Source organism: Flavobacterium sp., assembly GCF_044349645.1.
GTDB lineage: Bacteria > Bacteroidota > Bacteroidia > Flavobacteriales > Flavobacteriaceae > Flavobacterium.
In genome coordinates this window covers 22461-28752 of record NZ_JBIKQP010000027.1, presented here as the reverse complement: position 1 = coordinate 28752, position 6292 = coordinate 22461, and the positions used below count along the sequence as shown (strand labels likewise).

The window sequence follows — 6292 nt, the reverse complement described above, 5'->3', positions numbered from 1 at the left end:
ATGGATAGAAGTTTTGGTACTTCTTTCTTCTTGTCAGATATTTATATTGCTGGTGAAGTTTTACATAATCAAGGTGGTTCTCCAGTATTATTCGAACACTTATTCTGGTTCTTAGGTCACCCTGAAGTATACATCGTATTATTACCAGCATTAGGAATTACTTCTGAAGTTATTGCTACCAACTCACGTAAACCTATCTTCGGTTACAGAGCGATGATTATGTCAATCCTTGCAATTGCTTTTTTATCAACAATCGTTTGGGGTCACCATATGTTTATCTCTGGTATGAATCCATTCTTAGGATCTGTGTTTACCTTTACAACGTTATTAATTGCAATTCCATCTGCCGTTAAAGCTTTCAATTACATCACAACTCTTTGGAAAGGAAACTTGCAATTAAACCCTGCAATGTTGTTCTCAATTGGATTGGTTTCTACATTTATTACAGGTGGTTTAACAGGTATTATCCTTGGAGATAGTACTCTAGATATTAACGTTCATGATACTTACTTCGTTGTTGCTCACTTCCACTTAGTAATGGGTATTTCTGCACTTTACGGAATGTTTGCTGGAATCTATCACTGGTTTCCAAAAATGTTTGGTAGAATGTTAAACAAGAATTTAGGATATGTTCACTTTTGGGTAACCGCAATCTGTGCTTACGGAGTTTTCTTCCCAATGCACTTTATCGGAATGGCTGGTTTACCAAGACGTTACTACACTAACACGAACTTCCCATTATTTGACGACCTACAAAACGTAAACGTATTAATAACAACTTTCGCATTAATTGGTGGAGTATTCCAATTAGTGTTCTTGTACAACTTCTTTAGTAGTATTTTCTACGGTAAGAAAACAGTACAAAACCCATGGAAATCTAATACATTAGAATGGACTGCACCAGTTGAACACATTCACGGTAACTGGCCAGGAGAAATTCCTGAAGTTCACAGATGGCCTTACGATTACAGTAAACCAGGTCATGATGATGATTTTGTTCCTCAAAATGTTCCGATGAAAGAAGGAGAAGAAGTTCTTCATCATTAAAATATAAATTTTCATTATAAAATGCCTTTCTCATGAAAGGCATTTTTATTTGCTTATAACTTTCCTATATTTGTAATATGAACGAAAATCTAGATCCTACCAACCAAAATTTTAATCCTGAAGAACTTGATCTTGAAAAAAGATTAAGACCGCTCTCCTTTGACGATTTTGCAGGTCAAGACCAAATACTTGAGAATCTTAAAGTTTTTGTTGAAGCGGCAAACCAAAGAAATGAAGCTTTAGATCATACCCTTTTTCATGGACCTCCGGGTTTAGGTAAAACTACTTTGGCTAATATTTTGGCCAATGAGTTGGGTGTAGGAATTAAAATTACTTCGGGGCCAGTTTTAGATAAACCAGGAGATTTAGCAGGATTATTGACCAATCTTGATGAAAGAGATGTTTTATTTATTGATGAAATTCATCGTTTAAGTCCGATAGTTGAAGAATATTTATATTCTGCAATGGAAGATTTTAAAATTGATATTATGATTGAGTCTGGACCAAATGCACGTTCGGTTCAAATCAATTTAAACCCATTCACATTAGTAGGTGCAACCACTCGTTCTGGGTTATTGACCGCACCGATGAGAGCCCGTTTCGGAATTCAAAGTCGTTTACAATATTACACCACCGAACTTTTAACCACAATTGTAGAAAGAAGTTCATCCATTCTAAAAATGCCAATCACTATGGAAGCGGCAATAGAAATTGCAGGTAGAAGTAGAGGTACACCTAGAATCGCCAATTCACTATTGCGTCGCGTTCGTGACTTTGCGCAAATAAAAGGAAATGGAAGTATCGATATTGAAATTGCAAGATACTCCTTAAAAGCATTGAATGTTGACGCCCATGGTTTGGACGAAATGGATAACAAAATCCTAAATACAATCATCGATAAATTCAAAGGCGGCCCAGTCGGCTTATCAACATTAGCAACAGCTGTATCCGAAAGTAGCGAAACAATCGAAGAAGTTTATGAACCCTTTTTAATACAAGAAGGTTTCATTATGAGAACACCAAGAGGAAGAGAAGTGACCGAAAAAGCCTATAAACATTTAGGTAAAATAAAAGGGAATATTCAAGGAGGTCTTTTTTAATTGGAAGCTATTCCTGCTGTCCGTTGTATCCTCGCTAAAAAGCGAGGGATGCCACTGCCATCAGGGCTAAAAACGTTTAGATATAAATACGAAATTTAATATATTCTAACTTATAGAATCAAAATCAAAATATTCTTTATTCATAAAATCCGAAGCCAAACGCCTCGGGTTTTTGTCTTGTGGGATATCTAAAGCTGGCTTTTTGGAACAAGAAGCACCAAGATTGGAAAATTGGTTGAATAAAAACCACCACGGACAAATGTCCTACATGGAAAACAATTTCGACAAAAGGCTTAATCCAACGTTATTGGTAGACGGAGCAAAAAGTGTGGTTTCACTATTACTAAATTATTACCCTTCGGAACTTCAAAATCAAGAGAGCTACAAAATTTCAAAATATGCTTACGGAAAAGATTATCATTTTGTAATTAAAGAAAAATTGAAGGAATTATTATTCTCCATTCAAGATAATATCGGAGACGTATACGGGCGAGCATTCGTAGATTCTGCCCCAATTCTAGACAAGGCTTGGGCAGCTAAAAGTGGTTTGGGATGGATTGGTAAAAACAGTAATTTATTGACGCAACAAGTCGGATCTTTCTATTTTATAGCAGAACTAATAATAGACCTAGAGCTAGAATACGATCAGGCGACCACTGATCATTGTGGAACTTGCACCGCTTGCATCGATTCTTGTCCTACAGAAGCAATTGTCGCGCCCTATATTGTTGACGGAAGTAAATGTATTTCTTATTTCACCATTGAATTAAAAGACAATATCCCAGCTGAAATGAAGGGAAAATTTGATGATTGGGCTTTTGGTTGTGATATTTGTCAAGATGTTTGCCCTTGGAACAAATTTTCAAAATCCCATAACGAACCGCTTTTTGATCCAAATCCAGAACTGTTGTCAATGACCAAAAAAGATTGGGAAGAAATTACTGAGGAAACTTTTAAAACTGTTTTCAAAAATTCCGCAGTAAATAGAACCAAATTTGAAGGTTTAAAACGAAATATCAACTTTATTAAGTGAACTTTTTAGTAGTTATTAATTGTCAATTTAACCATTATTTTACTGAATTTTAATAAAACTAAAAGGCGTAAAAAGGTTGTAATTCAATTGTAACTTTTATCTTTGTGTTGAAAAACAAAGAATGAAATGGATAATTACAATAAAAGAAGAGAAGCCCTATTATATCACGCAAAACCAACACCTGGAAAAATCCAAGTGGTACCTACAAAAAAATACGCTACTCAAAGAGATCTATCTTTAGCCTATTCGCCGGGAGTTGCTGAGCCATGTTTAGAAATTGCCAAAGACGTAAACAACGTATATAAATATACTTCAAAAGGAAATTTAGTAGCTGTAATTACCAACGGTACTGCCGTTTTAGGATTGGGTGACATTGGCCCTGAAGCCTCAAAGCCGGTAATGGAAGGAAAAGCATTATTGTTTAAAATATTTGCCGACATTGATGTATTTGATATTGAAGTTGACACTAAAGACATTGATGCGTTTGTAGAAACGGTTAAAAATATTGCTCCCACTTTTGGAGGAATTAACTTAGAAGATATAAAAGCACCAGAATCGTTTGAAATTGAAAGACGATTGGTTGAAGAATTGAATATTCCAGTGATGCACGATGATCAACATGGAACGGCAATTATATCTTCAGCTGCATTATTAAATGCTTTAGAATTAGCCAAGAAAAAAATTGATAAGGTTAAAATCGTAATTTCTGGTGCAGGTTCTGCAGCTTTAGCTTGTGCTAATTTATATGTTTTATTGGGCGTGAAACCTGAAAATATTATCATGTTTGATAAAGATGGTGTTTTATCTAGCGATAGAACAGACTTGTCAGACCTTCAAAAAAGATACTCTCACGGTCAAAAAAATACGAATTTGAAAGAAGCACTTTCTGGTGCCGACGTATTTTTAGGACTTTCAGCAGGAAATATTTTAACTCCAGAAATGTTGCTTGGAATGGCTAAAGATCCAATTGTATTTGCAATGGCAAATCCAATTCCAGAAATAGATTATGACTTAGCAATTTCTACTCGAAAAGACATAATTATGGCGACGGGAAGGTCGGACAATCCAAACCAAGTGAATAATGTTCTTGGATTTCCTTATATCTTTAGAGGTGCTTTAGATGTTCGTGCTACCAAAATAAATGAAGCTATGAAAATGGCTGCTGTTAAAGCTTTGGCAGCATTAGCAAAAGAGTCGGTTCCAGAGCAAGTTAATATTGCTTATGGAGAAACAAAATTAATATTTGGACGTGAATATATCATTCCAAAACCATTTGACCCTAGATTAATTTCTACTGTAGCGCCAGCGGTAGCAAGAGCTGCAATGGAATCGGGAGTGGCCTTACATCCAATTTTAGATTGGAAGAAATACGAAGAGGAATTATTTGACCGATTAGGATCTGACAATAAAATGGTTAGATTGCTAGCTAACAGAGCAAAAACGGAACCTAAAAGAGTGGTATTTGCGGAAGCAGATCATTTAGATGTATTAAAAGCAGCGCAAATTGCATTTGAAGATAACATTGCCTTCCCAATTTTATTAGGAAACAAAGAAATTATATTAGAATTAAAAGAGGAAATTGGATTCTTTGCTGAAGTTCCAATCTACGATCCTAAAACGAATGAGGAAGATAAAAGAAGAAATGAATATGCTGAAATTTTTTGGAATTCGAGACAAAGACGTGGAATTTCACTTTTAGATTCTCAAAAATGGATGCGTGAGAGAAACTATTTTGCTGCAATGATGGTCAATCAAGGTCATGCTGATGCTATGGTTTCGGGTTATTCTAGAAGCTATCCTTCTATTATCAAACCAATTCTACAATTAATAGATAAAGCACCCGGCATTTCATTGGTTGCTACCACCAATATGATGATGACCAATCGTGGTCCGATGTTTTTATCTGATACTGCAATTAATCCAAATCCATCTGCTGATGATTTAGCAAAAATAGCTTTGATGACTGCTAAAACAGTTCGGATGTTTGGAATTGAACCCGTAATTGCCATGATATCATTTTCAAATTTTGGTTCTTCGAATAATCCAAGTACCAATAAAGTAAGGGATGCCGTGAAATTCTTGCATGATAATCACCCTGAACTTCAAGTTGACGGAGAAATTCAAGCCGATTTTGCTTTGAATTCTGAGATGTTAAAAAATAAATTCCCATTTTCTAAGTTGGCAGGAAAAAAAGTGAATACCTTAATTTTTCCTAATTTGGAATCTGCAAATATCACCTATAAATTACTAAAAGAACTTTACAAGGTAGATTCTATCGGACCAATAATGTTGGGGATGGACAAACCGGTGCACATTTTCCAATTAGGAGCAAGTGTTGAGGAAATGGTAAACATGGTTGCTGTTGCAGTAGTTGATGCTCAAGAAAAGGAAAAGAGAAATAGATTAAAGTAGTTTGTTTAAAAAAAGCACTAGATTTTATTAAACCAATAGCGAATATAGTGTAGAAGATTTTTCTTATATTTGGAAATTACTTTAAAAAATGATAGCACACTTACAAGGAAAATTAGTAGAGAAAAGCCCAACCGAAGTTATTATAGATTGCAACGGGTTGGGTTACCATGTAAATATTTCTTTACATACTTATTCTCTTTTGCCTAACTCCGATGCTATAAAATTGTTTACTTATCTTCAAATTAAGGAAGATTCTCACACCCTTTTCGGATTTGTTGAAAAATCAGAGCGAGAGATTTTTAAAATGTTGCTTTCAGTTTCTGGAATTGGAGCAAGTATTGCTAGAACGATGCTTTCTTCATTGGAACCAAAGCAAATTATTCAAGCAATAGCTTCAGCTGATGTCAATACAATTCAAAAAATTAAGGGAATTGGAAGTAAAACGGCGCAAAGAGTAATATTAGATTTAAAGGATAAAGTGTTAAAATTGTATGATTTGGATGAAATTTCTATGATACAAAACAATACAAACAAAGATGAAGCGTTATCTGCTTTGGAGGTTTTGGGATTTGTTAGAAAATCTAGCGAACGAGTGGTTGAAAAAATTGTGAAAGAGAACCCAGAAGCTACTGTTGAAAGCATCATCAAATTAGCATTAAAAAACTTATAATTCTTGAAAACTTTATATATAAAAAACAGA

5 protein-coding genes are annotated in these 6292 nt (G+C 34.8%); all 5 read left to right on the top strand.

Going from position 1 to position 6292, the window contains the following annotated elements; genetic code table 11:
• On the top strand, positions 1 to 1047 hold a 1047-nt coding region (locus AC9UFV_RS06925; RefSeq protein WP_509574192.1), incomplete at its 5' end, for a cytochrome c oxidase subunit I.
• A gap of 77 nt (positions 1048 to 1124) precedes the next feature.
• Entirely contained in the window at positions 1125 to 2147 is a 1023-nt protein-coding gene (gene ruvB / locus AC9UFV_RS06920) for a Holliday junction branch migration DNA helicase RuvB (protein WP_509521476.1), read from the top strand.
• A 112-nt stretch (positions 2148 to 2259) separates the two neighbouring features.
• Positions 2260 to 3180: a tRNA epoxyqueuosine(34) reductase QueG gene (gene queG, locus AC9UFV_RS06915; protein WP_509574196.1), complete on the top strand. Its 921-nt coding sequence runs from the start codon at positions 2260 to 2262 to the stop codon at positions 3178 to 3180.
• A 126-nt stretch (positions 3181 to 3306) separates the two neighbouring features.
• The gene (locus tag AC9UFV_RS06910) at positions 3307 to 5592 is read left to right on the top strand and encodes an NADP-dependent malic enzyme (RefSeq protein ID WP_509574190.1); all 2286 of its coding nucleotides are present in this window, start codon (positions 3307 to 3309) and stop codon (positions 5590 to 5592) included.
• 88 nt (positions 5593 to 5680) lie between these two features.
• Complete coding sequence (gene ruvA, locus AC9UFV_RS06905; RefSeq protein WP_509574187.1) at positions 5681 to 6262, top strand: Holliday junction branch migration protein RuvA; 582 nt, start codon at positions 5681 to 5683, stop codon at positions 6260 to 6262.
• The last annotated feature ends 30 nt before the right edge of the window (positions 6263 to 6292 follow it).